This is a genomic window from Idiomarina sp. X4, assembly GCF_002808045.1.
Lineage (GTDB): Bacteria > Pseudomonadota > Gammaproteobacteria > Enterobacterales > Alteromonadaceae > Idiomarina.
Map to the genome: position 1 here is coordinate 147,785 of NZ_CP025000.1, position 16,938 is coordinate 164,722.

At 47.3% G+C, this 16,938-nt stretch carries 16 protein-coding genes and 5 tRNA genes; 13 read left to right on the forward strand and 8 right to left on the reverse strand.

What is annotated here, in order from left to right:
- Positions 1-21: 21 nt before the first annotated feature.
- Genes CWC33_RS00825 through hemA form a run of 4 tightly spaced genes read right to left on the reverse strand, consistent with a single transcriptional unit; the run spans position 22 to position 4,711 of the window.
- The gene (locus CWC33_RS00825) at positions 22-1,494 is read right to left on the reverse strand and encodes a DUF3369 domain-containing protein (RefSeq protein WP_100690408.1); all 1,473 of its coding nucleotides are present in this window, start codon (positions 1,492-1,494) and stop codon (positions 22-24) included.
- Positions 1,494-2,342, reverse strand: coding sequence for a peptide chain release factor N(5)-glutamine methyltransferase (gene prmC / locus CWC33_RS00830; RefSeq protein WP_100690409.1), 849 nt, complete (start codon positions 2,340-2,342; stop codon positions 1,494-1,496). The genes CWC33_RS00825 and prmC overlap by 1 nt, the downstream gene beginning before the upstream one ends.
- Positions 2,339-3,433 carry a peptide chain release factor 1 gene (prfA, locus tag CWC33_RS00835; protein WP_442906201.1) on the reverse strand — a complete coding sequence of 365 codons (1,095 nt, stop codon included), beginning with the start codon at positions 3,431-3,433 and terminating at the stop codon, positions 2,339-2,341. The genes prmC and prfA overlap by 4 nt, the downstream gene beginning before the upstream one ends.
- Before the next feature lie 18 nt (positions 3,434-3,451).
- Positions 3,452-4,711 (reverse strand): glutamyl-tRNA reductase, encoded by a 1,260-nt coding sequence (gene hemA, locus CWC33_RS00840; RefSeq protein WP_100690410.1) that lies wholly within the window; start codon positions 4,709-4,711, stop codon positions 3,452-3,454.
- 135 nt (positions 4,712-4,846) lie between these two features.
- On the opposite strand from hemA, the gene lolB reads away from it, so the two are divergent.
- The 6 genes from lolB (at position 4,847) to ychF (ending at position 9,808) form a co-directional block, all read left to right on the forward strand.
- Entirely contained in the window at positions 4,847-5,482 is a 636-nt protein-coding gene (gene lolB / locus CWC33_RS00845) for a lipoprotein insertase outer membrane protein LolB (RefSeq protein ID WP_100690411.1), read from the forward strand.
- Positions 5,464-6,324, forward strand: a complete 861-nt coding sequence (ispE, locus tag CWC33_RS00850; protein WP_100690412.1) for a 4-(cytidine 5'-diphospho)-2-C-methyl-D-erythritol kinase — start codon at positions 5,464-5,466, stop codon at positions 6,322-6,324. The genes lolB and ispE overlap by 19 nt, the downstream gene beginning before the upstream one ends.
- Positions 6,325-6,339: 15 nt before the next feature.
- Positions 6,340-7,287: a ribose-phosphate pyrophosphokinase gene (locus CWC33_RS00855; RefSeq protein WP_088768478.1), complete on the forward strand. Its 948-nt coding sequence runs from the start codon at positions 6,340-6,342 to the stop codon at positions 7,285-7,287.
- Between the two features lie 142 nt (positions 7,288-7,429).
- Positions 7,430-8,098 carry a 50S ribosomal protein L25/general stress protein Ctc gene (locus CWC33_RS00860; RefSeq protein ID WP_100690413.1) on the forward strand — a complete coding sequence of 223 codons (669 nt, stop codon included), beginning with the start codon at positions 7,430-7,432 and terminating at the stop codon, positions 8,096-8,098.
- Between the two features lie 15 nt (positions 8,099-8,113).
- Positions 8,114-8,710, forward strand: coding sequence for an aminoacyl-tRNA hydrolase (gene pth, locus CWC33_RS00865; RefSeq protein ID WP_088768480.1), 597 nt, complete (start codon positions 8,114-8,116; stop codon positions 8,708-8,710).
- 6 nt (positions 8,711-8,716) lie between these two features.
- A complete protein-coding gene (ychF, locus tag CWC33_RS00870) occupies positions 8,717-9,808 on the forward strand; it encodes a redox-regulated ATPase YchF (RefSeq protein ID WP_053952779.1) in 1,092 nt (363 codons plus the stop codon).
- 45 nt (positions 9,809-9,853) lie between these two features.
- On the opposite strand, the gene CWC33_RS00875 is transcribed toward ychF, so the two are convergent.
- The 4 genes from CWC33_RS00875 to CWC33_RS00890 are packed head-to-tail and all read right to left on the reverse strand — an operon-like array spanning position 9,854 to position 14,043.
- The gene (locus CWC33_RS00875; protein WP_100690414.1) at positions 9,854-10,261 is read right to left on the reverse strand and encodes a group I truncated hemoglobin; all 408 of its coding nucleotides are present in this window, start codon (positions 10,259-10,261) and stop codon (positions 9,854-9,856) included.
- A gap of 11 nt (positions 10,262-10,272) precedes the next feature.
- Entirely contained in the window at positions 10,273-11,121 is an 849-nt protein-coding gene (locus CWC33_RS00880) for a DUF3034 family protein (protein ID WP_232709812.1), read from the reverse strand.
- On the reverse strand, positions 11,114-13,375 hold the full coding sequence (locus tag CWC33_RS00885; RefSeq protein ID WP_100690415.1) for a bifunctional diguanylate cyclase/phosphodiesterase: 2,262 nt from the start codon (positions 13,373-13,375) through the stop codon (positions 11,114-11,116). Before CWC33_RS00885 ends, CWC33_RS00880 begins: the two co-directional genes overlap by 8 nt.
- Positions 13,372-14,043: a methylamine utilization protein gene (locus tag CWC33_RS00890; protein WP_100690416.1), complete on the reverse strand. Its 672-nt coding sequence runs from the start codon at positions 14,041-14,043 to the stop codon at positions 13,372-13,374. Before CWC33_RS00890 ends, CWC33_RS00885 begins: the two co-directional genes overlap by 4 nt.
- Positions 14,044-14,206: 163 nt before the next feature.
- On the opposite strand from CWC33_RS00890, the gene CWC33_RS00895 reads away from it, so the two are divergent.
- From CWC33_RS00895 to CWC33_RS00925, 7 genes are all read left to right on the forward strand, one after another.
- Positions 14,207-15,589 (forward strand): class II fumarate hydratase, encoded by a 1,383-nt coding sequence (locus CWC33_RS00895; RefSeq protein ID WP_100690417.1) that lies wholly within the window; start codon positions 14,207-14,209, stop codon positions 15,587-15,589.
- Positions 15,590-15,609: 20 nt separating this feature from the next.
- Positions 15,610-16,278, forward strand: a complete 669-nt coding sequence (locus tag CWC33_RS00900; protein ID WP_100690418.1) for an SDR family oxidoreductase — start codon at positions 15,610-15,612, stop codon at positions 16,276-16,278.
- A 144-nt stretch (positions 16,279-16,422) separates the two neighbouring features.
- Positions 16,423-16,499 (forward strand) — tRNA-Met (locus tag CWC33_RS00905).
- 17 nt (positions 16,500-16,516) lie between these two features.
- Positions 16,517-16,601 (forward strand) — tRNA-Leu (locus CWC33_RS00910).
- Between the two features lie 24 nt (positions 16,602-16,625).
- Positions 16,626-16,700: transfer RNA gene (locus CWC33_RS00915), tRNA-Gln, on the forward strand.
- Between the two features lie 43 nt (positions 16,701-16,743).
- A tRNA-Gln gene (locus tag CWC33_RS00920) sits at positions 16,744-16,818 on the forward strand.
- 14 nt (positions 16,819-16,832) lie between these two features.
- A tRNA-Leu gene (locus CWC33_RS00925) sits at positions 16,833-16,919 on the forward strand.
- Positions 16,920-16,938 lie beyond the last annotated feature (19 nt).

Genomic DNA, 16,938 nt, shown 5'->3' on the forward strand with positions numbered 1-16,938 from the left:
GTAAAACCCCTTTATAGTGAATTAAATATTTCTTAGTTCGGGCAGCAGCTTCAATGCTTGCTCAAGGAAGTCAGGCGAATAATAGCGGCCTTTTTCGTCGTCGAGTCGTGTTTTGATATCCGCGTCATTGGTGTCTTCTTCAAACCAGTCCACTAGCTGCTCAGTTAACAACAATACTTGTGTACTCAGTGCAATATCACCACCTTGCTTGCCTTCTGGAAGGCCTAAACCGTCCCAGCGTTCCAAGCGTTCCATCAACGCACGATGCGCTTTTTGGGTAGCATCGTGCTCACCATGCGTTAACGCTCTTAGTGAACGAGCAACACGTTGTTGGCAAGTCGTTTCATTGGCGGCAACCGGTGTCGATGCACAGTCCAACAGCGGACGAGCTTGTGCAAACAGCGACCAGGCCAGAGCTGTCGCTTCCGCCTCGTCGGCATTAACGGCCTGAGCCAGGCGATAAGCAATACGCCCTTCTTTGCTGCTATCCAGCACGTTATTGAAATGATTTGCATGATGTAGCATCAGTTGATCGGCTAGGCGTGCCAGGAAGTGATCAGAGTCCTCCAGGCACACAACGTTGTCCTGAGCCAACTGCACATTTTCAGCAAACAACTGCAATACATGATGGTCATCCGCAGTTAACGTGCGGGAAAGCCCACCAATGAATAAAACCGAGCCATGCGCACGGCAATGGCTGCGGCAATACAACAGCACAAAGTCTTCTCCGTAGAACGAACCATGATTTGCAATGACGTTCTCCAGCTCAGCTAATGCTTTTGAAGGAATGACCGAGCGCAGTGTTTGACCAACACTAACCTGTGAATCTTCACCGTGCGCGGCCAGTACTTTATAAGATGTGCCGTCTTCATTCGCTGTTGCGTAAAGCGTTTGCTTAGCACCGCCAATAACCCAGCTCAGTTGCTGAACCAAACCATCAACAAAACTATTCATCGGTTGCAGCGCATACAAATTTGTCGACGCTGAAATGATTTTTTCTAAACCATGGCGGCTTTGGTCAATGGACATAATGTCGCGGTACGAGCGCAATGACGACATAACAGCAGTAAATAGCTTCTGTGCGGTCAGCTCGGTTTTCGATTTATAGTCGTTAATATCGTAATTGACGATAACGGTACGTTCAGGCGCCTGGCCTGGCTGCCCTGTTCGCAAAATAATACGAGTAAAGTGGTTGTCGGCTTTTTCTCGAATATAGCGAGCGACCTGGAGACCTGCGTCATCCGTTTCCATCACAACATCAAGTAAAAGAATGGCCGCATCGGGATGCTCATCAATGAGCTTTCTGGCTTCTTCACCAGAAAATGCACTATAAAACTTGAGACCGCGTCCCAGAAAGTTAAAGTCGTTCAATGCCAGTTTTGTGACCGCATGCACTTCTGGCTCGTCATCGACAATTAAAATTTTCCAGTATTCTGTTGGTAATTTTGTATTTTGCTGGCTGGCTTCATCAGCAAACATGAACTGGTTGCTCATTACTTGTCTCTCTCCGCCGTGACGTATTGTCCACCTGATACTCGTTCTACACTAGCATAATCCTGCCAGCGGTTAACCTTTTTATAACCACTTTTTGTGAGTAGCTCAATGACACTGTCGGCCTGCTGCCATCCCTGTTCAAGTAGTAACCAACCACCGTCCGCCAAGTATGACTTTGATCGAGTAATTATGTTCTTTATATCGTCTAAACCGTCGCCCGTTGCCACCAAAGCACTTAACGGCTCAAATCGAACATCGCCCTGACTTAAATGGGGATCGGTTTCTTCGATGTATGGCGGATTAGAGACAATCAAGTCAAAAGGCTTGCCGACAGGCACATGAGAAAACCAGTCGCTTTGGAACAACTCAACATCCAGATTGTTACGTTTGGCATTACGGGCAGCCAAAGCAACCGCGTTACCGTTTTTATCGCAACCAAACACCTGCCAATTCGGCTTCTCTGACTTTAAAGCCAGCGCAATCGCACCGGTTCCGGTACCTAAATCCAGCACTCGAGCATTATCGGGCAAATCCAGACTCAACGCTGTCTCTATCAGGGCTTCTGTGTCCCCCCTGGGGATAAGAGTACTTTCGTTCGTTTCCAGTTCTAACGACCAAAACTCTTTACGTCCGGTAATGTAAGCTATCGGCTTCCCGTTAACCCTCTCATTAACCACGACTTCAAAGCGTTCCAACTGTTCGTCGGTTAATGCTCTTTCCGGCCAGGTCATTAGGTAGGTTTTATTCTTGTTCAGCACAAAGCTCAGCAGCGCAAAAACATCAGCCCTAACATCTTCATTATGCGCCAGCTGCTGCCGCGCCCACTGCAGCGCTTCTTCTATGGTCATTCTTGTCCTTCAGACAATGCCGCCAATTGATCCGCCTGATGTTCGGTAATAATTGGATCCATAATCAAGTCCAAATCCCCCTGCAAAACCTCATCCAGCCGATATAAGGTTAAATTAATGCGGTGATCAGTGACACGACTTTGCGGATAGTTATATGTTCGAATACGCTCTGAGCGGTCACCGCTGCCGACCAAGTTGCGACGTGTACTGGCTTCTTCCTGTTGACGCTTTTCGTCTTCGATTTTCTGTAACCGTGCCTGTAATACTGACATCGCTTTTGCGCGGTTTTTGTGTTGTGAACGCTCTTCCTGACACTCAACGACCACGCCCGAGGGCAAATGCGTAATACGAATGGCCGAGTCAGTTCGGTTAACGTGCTGACCACCGGCACCGGAAGCTCGAAAAGTATCGACTCGTAAATCAGCAGGGTTAATCTCTATCGCTTCCGCTTCCGGAATTTCCGGTAAAATAGCCACCGTACAAGCTGATGTATGAATTCGACCTTGTGACTCGGTTTCAGGTACGCGCTGCACGCGATGTCCGCCTGACTCAAACTTCATACGACCATAAGCGCCGTCACCATTCATCTGTGCAATCACTTCTTTATAACCACCATGATCACCTTCGTTGGCACTCACTACAGAGATATTCCACCCGTGCTTTTCCGCATAACGGCTGTACATCCGAAATAAGTCGCCAGCAAATATTGACGCTTCATCACCACCGGCTCCGGCCCGGATTTCCAAATAGCAGTTGCGGTCATCATTCGGGTCTTTTGGCAATAATAAAATTTGCAGTTGTTGCTCAAGCTCAGTTTCGTTTTCCTTGGCTTGTTTTAATTCTTCCTGAGCCATTTCCCGCATTTCAGGATCATCTTCCTCCGCCATATCTTTAGCGGCGATTTGGTCTTCCTGGTTCTGCTTATATTTTTCAAAGCAGTCGACCACTTCCTCAAGTTGCGAGTATTCCTTCGACAACGCACGAAAACGGTTCTGATCAGAAATAACGTCTGGTTCACCGAGCAGCGCCTGAACTTCCTGGTAACGCTCAAGCAGACCTTCAAGTTTTCGTTCAATGGATGGATTCAACATAGATTTTTATTTGCCTTCTTAGGAGTCAGAATTCTCGTCTGACCATAATTGCTGTAACACTGCCAGGGTGTACTGGTCGTTATTTTCACCGGCAGATTTTAACAAATTGGTGGGTTGATGGGTCAGTTGCTGCACCAACTTATGACTAAATTGTTTAAGCACCTCTTCCGCAGCTTTACCTTGCTGCAGCTGAGTCAACGCCCGCTCCAAATGCGTGTCAGCAATGGCCTTAGTGTGCTGTCTGTATGCTCGAACTAGCTCGACACTATTGAGCGACTGTAACCAGTCGGTAAATTCCTGCGCCTGCTGACGAATAATTACCTGCGCTTCCTTTGCTGCCTGTTCACGGTTTCTTATGTTTTCGCTAATAATGCTTTGTAAGTCGTCGACAGTATACAGATAAGCGTCATCCAGCTCATTGACTTGTTCTTCGATGTCTCTGGGAACGGCTAAATCGATAAGCAGCATTGGCTTATGACGACGTTTTTTAAGCGCCTTTTCAACCGTACCTTTACCAACTATCGGCAACGTACTTGCTGTTGAACTCACCACGATATCCGCATCAGGGAGTAGTTCTGCAAGCTCTGACAAGCTGTGTGCTGCACCGTCGACTTTTTCAGCCAATTCTCGGGCTCGTTGCAACGTTCGGTTCACTACGGTTATGTCGGTTACGCCCTGCTGCTTTAGATGCTGAGCAACTAATTCAGAGGTGTCCCCGGCGCCTATCAGCAAGACTTTTGACTTCGCTAAATTAGAAAAGATATGACGCGCCATAGACACAGCGGCATAGGCTACCGACACAGCATTTTGTCCAACCGCCGTCTCATTGCGTACGGTTTTTGCGACACGAAACGTTTGCTGAAACAGGCGCTCTAAAATACCGCCAACAGCCGCTTGCCGCTTAGCAATTTGATAGGCCTGCTTTACTTGACCGAGTATCTGGGGTTCGCCCAGCACTAACGAATCTAAGCCACTGGCAACCGACATTAAGTGGCTAATTGCCTGGTCGTTCTTAAACAGGTAGTGATGATTTTGCAGAGCATCGGGCGGTAAACTATGAAAGCCTGTGAACCAACCTAACAATAGGTCATCGGATACATCACCGCGACAATACAGCTCAGTACGATTACAGGTAGACACAATGACCGCTTCCTGTACACCTTGCAAACCACGAACCGCCTGCAACGCAGCATCCAGTTGCTCGGCGTTAAAAGCAACTTGCTCACGTAAATCAACGGGGGCTGTTTTGTGGTTTATTCCCAGAGCTGAAATGGTCATCGGATTGTGTAACTCGTTATCTCAACGCGGTCATCATATTTAAGTGGCAGTGATTGTACGTGAAAGCCCCAGTCATTGAAAGTCACAGCGCTTTCTGGTCAACTAACGACTCACCGATTACGCCAATAGAAAAATATGATTCAACACCTTACTAAATTAGTCGTTTTGCTGACTGTGTTGCTTGTCAGCGGCTGCTCAATACCAACGCCGTCACATCAGGACAGTAACCGCCAGGTCAATATCGACCTGGTTAATAACCATCAGAATAAATTAAACGCATTTAATAACTGGTCAATGTCCGGACGTATGGCATTAATACAAAAAGAGCTCGACGAGCGCGACTCGTTTTATGTCAATTGGCGATACCAGCCAACGTATCAAGAGCTCCGTTTTTCGCACCCCCTGAAAGGTCAGCTCGCGAAACTGACGGTGAGCGAACGCCAGGCAACGTTAGTAGACTCTAATGGCGCCACTCGCTCTGCATTGACTGCACCGGTGTTGTTGGCAGATGTATTACAGGTTTATATTCCATTTGAACAACTGCACCAATGGTTAATTGGCCAGAGAACCGCTCGGCTGAACAATTTGACCTATTATAACAATGGTACGTTAGCCAGCGCCTCTGTCATTCAAAATAATCAACAATGGCGCATTCGATGGTTTTATGATTCACAAACAGACACCGAGCTTCCTCTTCCAGAGCAACTCCATATTGACAGCCCGACATTAAAAATAAAGGTACAAATGCAAGAATGGCAGACCCACAATTAAAGCTACCAGCGCCAGCCAAACTGAATCTTTTTTTGCATATAACCGGGCGCCGCCAAGACGGCTACCATGAGTTGCAGACCGTGTTTCAGTTTCTCGATTTTAGCGACTGGTTACATTTTCATTCAGCACCAGAAAATCAATTCGAGTTAATCGATCATGGTTCGAATGTTGCTAAGCAAGACAACTTAATTTGGAAAGCGCTTCAAAAACTCCGCCATGCCTATTTAAAAAAGGGCATTAGCAGCTTACCCGGCGTCACAATTGAGTTGCACAAGTACCTTCCTCAAGGTGCGGGATTGGGTGGCGGATCATCAGACGCCGCCACGACGTTAATTGGTCTTAACCACTTATGGGGACAGAAGCTGTCGAATAAAGAGCTCCAGGCGATAGGGCTGGATTTAGGTGCCGATGTGCCCGTATTTATTCACGGCAAAGCTTGCTTTGCAGAAGGTATTGGTGAGCAATTTACCGATGTTTCACCAGACACTCCCTGGTATTTAGTCGTTAAACCGAACGTACATATATCCACTGCTGAACTGTTTAATCACCCTGACCTAAAGCGACACAGTAACCCCCTTGTCCCTGCTTCCTGGGAACTAAGTCAGCACGAAAACGTGTTCGAACCAGTGGTCTGTGCTCTGCATCCCGAAGTTGCTAAATTACGTGATGCCTTGCTAGAATACGCACCGACTCGGCTCACTGGCAGTGGAGCATGTCTATTTTCGACATTCGAGAGCAGGCAAGCGGCAGAGGAAGCTCAAAAACACGTTCCCAGAGAACTGTTTTCATTTATCGCTCAAGGCCAGAACCGTTCACCACTTTTCCAAACATTAACCCAATAAAAGTCGAGGTATGTTGTGCCTGACATGAAACTTTTCGCTGGCAACGCTACCCCCGAGCTAGCTCAGAAAATCGCCGATCGTTTATACATTAAGCTGGGTGAAGCGTCTGTTGGACGTTTCAGTGATGGCGAAATCAGTGTCGCTATTAATGAGAATGTCCGCGGCTCCGATGTCTTTATTTTGCAGTCTACCTGCGCCCCAACAAACGATAATCTAATGGAGCTTATCGTTATGGTTGACGCGCTACGTCGCGCCTCTGCAGGTCGTATTACTGCCGTAATGCCTTATTTTGGCTACGCCCGCCAGGATCGCCGTGTTCGCTCTGCTCGTGTTCCTATTACTGCGAAAGTCGTTGCTGATTTCTTATCAAGCGTTGGTGTTGACCGCGTTCTCACCGTTGACTTACATGCCGAGCAAATTCAGGGCTTCTTCGATGTTCCGGTTGATAACGTATTCGGCACCCCAGTGTTACTTGAGCACATGCGTCAACAACAATTCGACAACCCGGTGGTTGTTTCTCCGGATATCGGCGGTGTTGTTCGTGCTCGAGCTTTCGCGAAGTTAATGGATGACACTGACTTGGCGATTATTGATAAACGTCGCCCATCTGCTAACGTTTCCCAGGTCATGCACATTATTGGTGATGTTAAAGGCCGTGACTGTATTATCGTCGATGACATGATTGATACTGGTGGTACGCTTTGTAAAGCCGCAGAAGCACTTAAGAGCCATGGTGCGAAACGCGTTTTCGCCTATGCGACACACCCGGTATTCTCTGGCAACGCCGTTAAAAACATTGAAGAGTCGTCTATTGATGAGCTAGTGGTTACCGACAGTATTCCTCTCAGCGAGGAAATGAAGGCCACCGGTAAAGTCAGTCAGCTGACACTATCCGGCATGTTGTCTGAAGCACTTCGCCGCGTCAGCAACGAAGAGTCTATCTCCGCAATGTTCGAGTACTGATACAGTTGTTTTTTTAAGACTTCAGTGCTAGTATTGCGCGCCCTTGGAAACCGGCCTCGTCGTCGGTTTCTGAGTATCTGGGTCAGCAGCTTGGTCGCGAGTGCTGACAAATTAAAACATTTAACAATGAGAGCCCAATATCATGGCTGAATTAGATTTCACAATTAAAGCAAGTGTCCGCGCGGACAAGGGGAAAGGTGCGAGCCGCCGCCTGCGTCATGCGGATAAAGTACCTGCCATCCTATACGGTGGTAAAGGTGAGCCAGTAGCGTTAGAAATGGACCACAACAAAGTGAATAACATGGCTGACTACGAAGCCTTCTATTCACACATTCTGACGTTAGACATCGACGGCAAGAAAGAGCAGTGCATTTTGAAAGACATGCAGCGCCACCCTTTCAAACCTAAGCTAACTCACCTGGACTTCCAACGTGTTGAAAAAGGTCAGAAGCTTCACACTAACGTACCTCTTCACTTCTTGAATGAAACGACTGCGAAAGGCGTTAAAGAGGAAGGCGGTGTTGTTGTTCACCACGTGAATGACGTTGAAATTTTGGTTCTTCCAAAAGACTTACCAGAGTACCTGGAAGTAGACATTGCAGAACTGAACGTTGGTGACACAATTCACCTGACTGACCTGAACCTTCCTAAAGGTGTTGAGCTGGTTGAGCTGACTAAAGGCGAAGACCATGACCAGGCAGTTGTTTCTATCTCTGCTCCACGTGTAGAGAAAGAAGAAGACGAAGAAGAAACTGTAGCTCCTGATGAAGTTCCTGCAGAGAAGAGCAAAGACGACGCTGACGAAGAGTAAGCATTAGTCCTAGCTATGGGAACAAGCATTAAGCTATTAGTGGGCCTGGGAAATCCAGGCCCCGAATATGAAAAAACCCGCCATAATGCGGGTTTTTGGTTAGTTGACGACTTTTGCAGGCGACACGGTGTTACATTATCGGTCGATGCTAAATCAAAAGCATTAATTGGCCGCTATCAACAAGGCGCTCACGATGTGCGCATTGTAATGCCTCAGAATTATATGAACCGCAGCGGCTTTTCTGTCGCACATATCGCCAACTTCTATAAAATTCCGCCTGAATCGATTCTCGTCGCATACGACGAATTAGATTTACCGCCCGGTGTAGCGAAGTTTAAAAAAGGCGGTGGTGCAGGCGGTCATAACGGCATTAAAGATATTATCGCCCAAATTGGCAGTCAGGACTTCCTGAGACTGCGAATTGGCATTGGACACCCGGGTCACAAATCGAAAGTGACCGGTTTTGTGCTCGGCAAGGCGCCAGCAACTGAACAGCGACTCATTGATGATTGCATCGATGAAGCCAGTCGCAGTATTGACACATTAATGGAACAAGGCTGGACGGATGCGCTTCAACGCCTCCACAGCTACCGTCCTCAACAGAAAGGTTAACTCATCATGGGATTTCGGTGTGGTATTGTTGGTTTGCCCAACGTCGGTAAATCCACGTTATTCAATGCCTTGACCAAAGCGGGTATTGAAGCAGCAAACTTTCCTTTTTGTACGATTGAGCCTAACACCGGTGTTGTTCCGGTTCCGGATACACGCCTGGACAAACTAGCCTCAATTGTTAAGCCAGAGAAAGTTCTGCCAACGACCATGGAGTTCGTTGACATTGCGGGCCTGGTAAAAGGCGCTTCAAAAGGCGAAGGCTTAGGTAACCAGTTCCTGGCTAATATTCGCGAAACTGACGCGATTGGGCACGTTGTCCGCTGCTTCGAAGACGATAACATAGTGCATGTTAGTGGTGGCATTAACCCTGCTGACGACATTGACACAATTAACACCGAATTGGCATTAGCCGATTTAGACTCTGTCGAAAAAGCGCTTCACCGTTTAGGTAAGAAAGCCAAAGGTGGTGACGCGCAGGCCAAGGCTGAAATTGCCGTTTTGGAAAAGCTAAAACCTGCTCTGGATGAGGGGCACATGGCTCGCTCAGTAGAGTTAACGAAAGAAGACCGGGCGACCATTCGCTCATACAACTTGCTGACTCTCAAGCCAACTATGTACATTGCTAACGTCAATGAAGATGGCTTTGAAAATAACCCGCACTTAGATACTGTTCGCGAAATTGCTGCGGCTGAAAATGCGGTAGTGGTCCCTGTTTGTGCCGCCATCGAGTCAGAAATCGCTGAGCTGGATGATGCCGATAAAGAAGAGTTTCTATCGGAAATTGGTCAGGACGAACCTGGTCTTAACCGTGTGATTCGTTCTGGTTACGAGCTTTTGAATCTGCAAACTTATTTTACTGCAGGCCCTAAAGAAGTTCGGGCATGGACGGTTAAAGTCGGTTCTACAGCACCGCAAGCTGCGGGTCGTATTCACACGGACTTTGAAAAAGGCTTTATCCGTGCTGAAGTTGTCGGGTATGACGACTTCATCGAAAACAACGGTGAGCAAGGCGCAAAAGACGCCGGTAAGTGGCGCCTGGAAGGTAAGGAATACATCGTTAAAGACGGTGACGTCATACACTTCCGTTTTAACGTTTAATTAAACGTTAGAATATTCTAAAGCCGCTCTTCCTGAGCGGCTTTTTTATTGCTCTACAATATCCCCGTACATAGGCGCGAGCTTCGCCAATAACTGGTTTTGAGTAGAGACCGGAATATTGTGCTTTTCCATCGCAATAATCAAATGCTCTACCAACGCATTAAAATCGGCATGCGTTACTCCCATCCCTTCATGAGACACTTTCATTGTCTCACCACTGTATTCGCAGGGCCCACCGACCACATCGCAAACCTGTTCAGTAATGAGTTTATGAACACGCACAATATCTACACCATCAAAATGATGCACAATGCGTTCATCACCACCAACGCGATACAGCATCTCCTCAACAATAGAAGAGATCCCTTCTTTTTCTCCTAACTGCTGATAAAGGTTTTGACCCATCACCACTGGCGATAACAGGAAGAGAAACACGATACTTAATACTCTCATAGCTATTTCCTTTAAAACGCCGCTTGCAACGACAAGTACCAACCGCTTTGATTATCTAAGCCTGCAATAGAGCCCAGATCAGTATATGCACCGACAAGAGAGACATGCTTTGAGGGAAAGTAAGCAACGAAAATATCTTTCCAGACCTCTTCCTTAGCGAAGCTTAAATTGTCGGGCTTGTCGCGAAATTCCACACCAACAGCCCAGTACCGGTTTAAAAAAGCGGCCACCGATGCCTCAGCAACCCATTTTGAGTCCACCTCTTTATCACCACCAAATCCTAATAAACCAAGTTGGTTTGAACGTGTTCGTCGCATCGTTACATTAGCCACCCAGGTTCGGTGAAATGGTCCATCTAGCCAAGCTTTGGCGGCACTGACATACCAATCCGTGTCACTGTCATCTAACGCCCCAACTGCACTAGGTAGAGTGAATGTTTTATTTTTCTTATGCTGAGCGCCGACACTCAGTTGAGGCCAGTCACCGTACACCAGATTTCCAAACAGGCGGACTTTGGCACCCACTATGTTTTGCTCCAGCTCTCCTCCAATCGTCGACAAATCAAACGTTTGCTGAGCATAAGACAATTCGACACGATTGTTCCAGGAAACACTGGCGCCCTGGACGCTGAGTCGAAAGTCATCAACGGCAACTTCGCTCACATTAACCGTGGCCCCCCACTCTCCAGTATCAGCGTAGGAGCTCAACGTCGCCCATGGAACAATACCACCGCCACCGGATCCTTCAATCGTCGATGCGCCGCCGGTCGCCAGTAGCTTTGACCCAGTATCTGCAAACGTTGTTAGCGGTAATACTGCAAGTACAAAAACGGCACTTTTCAATAGTCGTAGGTTAGTCACGAGACTCTCCCTGTAACCTGTCATTAAAATCATCAAACGGAATCGGCTTGCTAAAATAGAACCCCTGTAACACATCGCAACTCTGATTTTTTAGCCAGTTCCAGCTTTCAACGTCTTCCACACCTTCAGCTACAACCCTCAAGCCCAGTTCGTGAGCCAGCTGAATCGTTGAACGAACGATGGATTGATCCGTTGCACTGCTTACCAAAGGCTGGACAAAAGCTCTGTCTATTTTTAATTCAGTGACCGGCAAGCGTCTCATTTGCTCCAGCGAGGAATAACCGGTACCGTAATCATCAATAGATACCTGATAACCTTTTTCTCTTAACCAGTTTAATCGTTCAATTGCAGCATCCGGATCACTCACAATCGCACTTTCCGTCACTTCAAGAATCAAATGTTTATTGAGTTCCGGCATTTCCCTCTCCAGCTCACCAATAACAGAGAGAATTTCATCACTTAACAAATCAATAGCAGAGAGGTTAATACTCAAACTAAAATGACCTGCAACATTGATACGATTTAAGTAAGATACTGACTGTTTAAACACCCATTCTGTCAGCTTTTTTATCAAACCTGACTGTTCAGCCAATGGAATAAATTCATCAGGCCCCACAAAGCCAAGCTTTTCGTTGTGCCACCTTAATAAAGCTTCTGCACCTATCGTTTTTCCGGTTTGTGTCTCTATTTTTGGCTGAAGAAGCAAGGTCAGCTCCTTCTCATCAGCGGCGTACTTCAAATGCTCCAGAATATTGAGCTTACGCAAGTACTGTTCATCAAGCCCCTCGCTGTATAAGAACACGAAATCTTGCCGGCGCTTGGCTTCTTGTGCACTCACCTGTGCCCGGCGCAACAAGGTATCAAAGGCTTTACCTTGTCGGGGGAATTCAACGGCTCCCGTATTAAACAGTATCGGATAATCACTTTCTCCGACTTTTACCGGCTTCTCTATATATGAGCGAAGGCTTTTAATAAGGTCGTGGTTAGCGGATAGCTTGTCCTCAACGACCAAGGCAAATTCATCCCCCCCAATACGGGCAGAGAGACTTTGTTCGCCAAAGTCCGTCAGTCGCTGCGCAATTTGTTTTAGCACAAAATCACCCACCTCCTGTCCGAGTGTGTCATTGAGTGTTCTGAATTTGCGGATATTGATGAGCAATAACGTTCCTGCACAACCTTTATTCAATAGTCGCTCTAAGTCCGCCGCAAACTGAGCCCTGTTCGGTAATCCGGTCAGTTGGTCATGCGTCGCTTGAAAAGATATGCGTCGCTCACGCTCAGACACCGCCCCTTTCATTGACTCAAAGGTTATAGCTAATTCCCCAAATTCATCGGCTCGTTTTTCCAAATTCAGGTTGCCATAGTCACCCTTTTGCAATTGTTTAGCGGCTTTCGTTAGTCTCGATAGCGGTCTTGAAACACTGCGAGCCATTAGTAACGCAGCAGCGCCTGCAATCAGTACAGCCACCACGCCAATCAACAACATTTGCCACTGAACCCGGTGAACATCGGCCATTGCCTCTTCGAGTGACGAGGACAACAGCACATGTACCTGATCGCTTTGAGAGGCTTCAAGCAATGTTTCTTTGCCCACTAATGCTTTTTCGTCAAGCCAGTTAGCCAGCGAGCTTTTACGCGTAAGTGCGTTTTGCAAATTAGTCTGAAGCTCTGGCTCAAGACTGGACGCTATTACTTTTTTTGAGGACTCCTGCCAGAGGGTGATATCAGCATTCGCTAAATTTTGTAATTCAGTTGCTAAATTAGAGTCAATTTGAAAACCCAAAGTTGCCCAAGCGATCAGTTGTGGAGCCTTTACTGGCACCGTTATCAACTGAAACAACTCACCATCAACAATAGCTAATTGCTGACCACGTGAATCTTTAGTTACTTCATTACCGATAGAGTGAGTTGCGGCTATCTCTTCACCTGCTGGCGTTTGAAGCACCATTAACTCAGTGTTAATTCGCTCCCCGTGATTCACCAATACTGAAACGATAGTTTCTTTATCGCCAGTAGCCACCGCCCGCTTAAAGCCAAAATCATCGGTTAATACTGCTGCTGCCTGCAGCAACAGTTCACTGCGGCTATTCAAAAGCTCACGGAAAACTCGTTCACTCACATTCAGCTCTTGAGCAATAGAGCGCTCGGCCTGTTGCTCTACACTGAAGTTCATTGCGGTCAGTGATATTGCTATAGAGCCTGACACGAGCAGTAGGAGAATAACTATCAGTCTGGTGCGAAAGCGCCGAATCATAAATTCCCCGTTCGGTTAAAGCGCTGCTCTAAACGAGACTTAGGCTCCTTATCTGCTTGTTCCTTCACCACATCTAACATCAGCGGTTTGCCCTTTACGTTATCTAAAATGACGTCTTTCGCCGTCATTAAGTCAGCCCCCATCAACGGGTGCCACACACGAGCACTTGCCGAAGACTCAACGGTCGTATTTATCTTTAAAGCCGTTTTGCCGTCTTCGCCAGTTATCCAGGCGGTTTCGTCCTCGGTAATAATAATGTGAGCAATCATTTGATCATGAATATTACAGCCCAGTGTGACTACGCCAGGCTTATTGAAACTCAGTGTCGGCTTTTCTTCATTTGCGTACAACTTGAGCTCAAAAGGCTTCGGCTTAGAAAAAGAATAAACGTGGTGGCGAATATTATCACTATTCGGAAAAGTCACTTCACTTCCCGCTTTTATAACCGTCATGAATGGTGTGAACTGGCGATCAACCTGATCAATGATCTTTTTCTCGACCTTAAGCTTTGCTTTATCAGTAACATGAGCGTTATCAACAATGACCACAGCATTTGGTAAGGGGTTTCCCATTGCATCAACGATAGTCAGAGTCAATTCGTCAGCGTTAACCACCATAACCGGCAGCAAACACACTAAAGTGACCAACAGACGTTTAAGTGCTCTCAAATGACACTCCATTTTAGATTGATAGTTCTAGATTACCCCACATCACAAATTCCGCAACTTTCGCGTCTTCAACAACGTGATCTTCATCTCAGCCGATTCGTAATGTGTTATACCTATTAAAATTACATTAAACACAAATGCTTTGCCGCAGGAGGTTTTCTTTATGAGTCAAGAATATCGCACCGAGAGCGACAGTATGGGTGAAGTCCAGGTTCCGGAAGATGCACTTTACGCGGCACAGACACAGCGGGCCGTAGACAACTTCGCGATAAGCGGGCTGACAATGCCTGATGATATGATTCAAGCGATTGCCCGCGTAAAAGCCGCCGCCGCCAAAGCGAATGCACAGGTAGGTAGTTTAGAGGAAAAGCAACGAGACGCTATTGTTCAAGCGGCCGAGCAAATTATTAACGGCGAGCATAAAGAGCACTTCCCTATTGATATTTTTCAGACCGGCTCTGGCACAAGCTCGAATATGAACGTCAATGAAGTTATCGCGAACTTGTGTAAACAAAACGGCGTTGACGTTCATCCAAATGACCACGTCAACCAAAGCCAGTCGAGTAACGACGTCATACCCACATCCATTCAAGTGGCCAGCGTGTTAGCCATTGAGAAACGCTTACAGCCTGCCATTAAGCATTTAATGGAGGTTATTCGTAGTAAAGCTGTCGAGCTTCGGGACGTAGTAAAAACCGGGCGCACCCATTTGATGGATGCGATGCCTATGACGCTAGCGCAGGAGTTAGAAACGTGGGCGGGTCAGCTCAGCCACACCGCTGAACAACTGCCACAGCTGCTCCAACACAGCCGTATTCTTCCTCAGGGTGGCACCGCAATAGGCACCGGCATTAATGCACCAGAGGGGTTCGCAGAAACCTTTGCAAAAGAACTCAGCGGTTTCACCGGCACTGAATTTAAGGCATCCCCAAACCCATTTACAGGCATTGCGGGACAAGAATTGAACCTGCAGTTGCACGGCCAATTGAACACCTTGGCAACGACGCTGTTAAAAATAAGCAATGACTTACGCTGGATGAACAGCGGTCCCTTAGCCGGCCTGGGTGAAATTCAGTTAACAGCACTTCAACCCGGCAGCAGCATCATGCCTGGGAAGGTGAATCCGGTAATACCAGAGGCAGTGGCGATGGTGGCCGCACAAGTTAACGGCAACCACACCACTATTACGACGGCAGCTCAGCAGGGAAACTTTCAGCTGAACGTTATGTTACCGGTTGTAGCCTATAATTTACTGCAGTCGATAGAGCTTCTGACAAACAGCTGTCATGCTTTAGCTGATAAAGCCATTAAGGACTTTGAGGTCAACGAAGAGCGCCTTAATGAAGCCTTGGCTAAAAACCCTATTTTAGTGACCGCACTCAACCCTGTTATTGGTTACAGTAAAGCGGCTGAGATAGCGAAGAAGGCTTACCAAAACGGTCGCCCTATTATCGATGTTGCAGACGAAATGACCGATTTAAGCCGTGAGCGCTTAGAGCAATTATTAGATCCAAAAAAATTAACCGAGGGCGGTGTAAGCCAATAACTGTCTTAGAGGAGTAAATCATGAGTCAACCCCATGTCGTTATAACAGGCGCAAACAGAGGCATCGGCTTTGAGTTTGCTAAACAATATGCCGAAAAAGGTTACAAAGTCACTGCCGTTTGCCGCAATAACTCTAAGCAGCTGACCGAACTGGATGTCGACATCATAGAAGGTGTTGATGTAACTAAAGCCTCAGACTTATTGCGTTTAAAAGAAACATTGGGCAATGCGAAAGTAAATATTTTGGTTAATAACGCTGGTCTACTGCACAAAGATGTTTTAGGTGAGCTGGACGCCGGCACCATTCGAGCACAATTTGAGGTCAATGCACTGGCTCCTTTGCGAGTAACCGAAGCATTACTCGATAATTTATCTAAAGGCAGCAAAATTGCGTTGATTACCAGCCGGATGGGTTCAATTGCCGACAACGGCTCTGGCAGCCGCTACGGTTATAGAATGTCAAAAGCCGCATTAAACGCGGCTGGCAAGTCCCTGTCTATAGATTTAAAAGACAAAGGCATTGCCGTTGCAGTACTGCATCCGGGATTTGTACAAACCGACATGGTTAACCATGCGGGTGATATTTCAGCTGCAACCGCTGCCGAGAGGCTCAGACAACGCATTGAGGAACTTTCAATGGAGTCGACGGGTGAGTTTTATCATAGCAACGGCGACCCTTTGCCATGGTGATTTGACGCCTTTTTAATCAAATGACCGTTTTTTTGCACAAACGCGCTGCTTTATCGTATTTTTTCTCAAAAATAGGTTGACGGGTTGCGGAGCGATTTGCATAATACGCGCCGCACTCACAGAGAGCGGAAAGTTAAAAAAGTTGGCTACGTAGCTCAGCTGGTTAGAGCACAGCACTCATAATGCTGGGGTCGCAAGTTCGAATCTCGCCGTAGCCACCAACTTAACTGAGAAATGTGCGGACGTGGTGGAATTGGTAGACACGCTGGATTTAGGTTCCAGTGCCTCACGGCGTGAGAGTTCAAGTCTCTCCGTCCGCACCAACTCTCTCTCAGGGTAGCTAAAATTGGGGCATAGCCAAGCGGTAAGGCAGCGGGTTTTGATCCCGCGATTCCCAGGTTCGATCCCTGGTGCCCCAGCCATTAGCTTCTTTAATTTATTTTGTGATTGCTGTCCTTAGTTGGATGGGGCATAGCCAAGCGGTAAGGCAGCGGGTTTTGATCCCGCGATTCCCAGGTTCGATCCCTGGTGCCCCAGCCATACTAACTACTGTTGCGGTGGTGGCGGAATTGGTAGACGCGCTAGCTTCAGGTGCTAGTGTCCGAAAGGACGTGAGGGTTCAAGTCCCTCCCTCCGCACCACAACAGACAATGGCCACCT

Bases quoted from the DNA above. Each gene is read 5' to 3' on its own strand.
- CWC33_RS00825 (WP_100690408.1), bottom strand. From the start codon at position 1,494: ATGAGCAACCAGTTCATGTTTGCTGATGAAGCCAGCCAGCAAAATACA.
- prmC (WP_100690409.1), bottom strand. From the start codon at position 2,342: ATGACCATAGAAGAAGCGCTGCAGTGGGCGCGGCAGCAGCTGGCGCAT.
- prfA (WP_442906201.1), bottom strand. From the start codon at position 3,433: ATGTTGAATCCATCCATTGAACGAAAACTTGAAGGTCTGCTTGAGCGT.
- hemA (WP_100690410.1), bottom strand. From the start codon at position 4,711: ATGACCATTTCAGCTCTGGGAATAAACCACAAAACAGCCCCCGTTGAT.
- lolB (WP_100690411.1), top strand. From the start codon at position 4,847: ATGATTCAACACCTTACTAAATTAGTCGTTTTGCTGACTGTGTTGCTT.
- ispE (WP_100690412.1), top strand. From the start codon at position 5,464: ATGGCAGACCCACAATTAAAGCTACCAGCGCCAGCCAAACTGAATCTT.
- CWC33_RS00860 (WP_100690413.1), top strand. From the start codon at position 7,430: ATGGCTGAATTAGATTTCACAATTAAAGCAAGTGTCCGCGCGGACAAG.
- pth (WP_088768480.1), top strand. From the start codon at position 8,114: ATGGGAACAAGCATTAAGCTATTAGTGGGCCTGGGAAATCCAGGCCCC.
- ychF (WP_053952779.1), top strand. From the start codon at position 8,717: ATGGGATTTCGGTGTGGTATTGTTGGTTTGCCCAACGTCGGTAAATCC.
- CWC33_RS00875 (WP_100690414.1), bottom strand. From the start codon at position 10,261: ATGAGAGTATTAAGTATCGTGTTTCTCTTCCTGTTATCGCCAGTGGTG.
- CWC33_RS00885 (WP_100690415.1), bottom strand. From the start codon at position 13,375: ATGATTCGGCGCTTTCGCACCAGACTGATAGTTATTCTCCTACTGCTC.
- CWC33_RS00895 (WP_100690417.1), top strand. From the start codon at position 14,207: ATGAGTCAAGAATATCGCACCGAGAGCGACAGTATGGGTGAAGTCCAG.
- CWC33_RS00900 (WP_100690418.1), top strand. From the start codon at position 15,610: ATGAGTCAACCCCATGTCGTTATAACAGGCGCAAACAGAGGCATCGGC.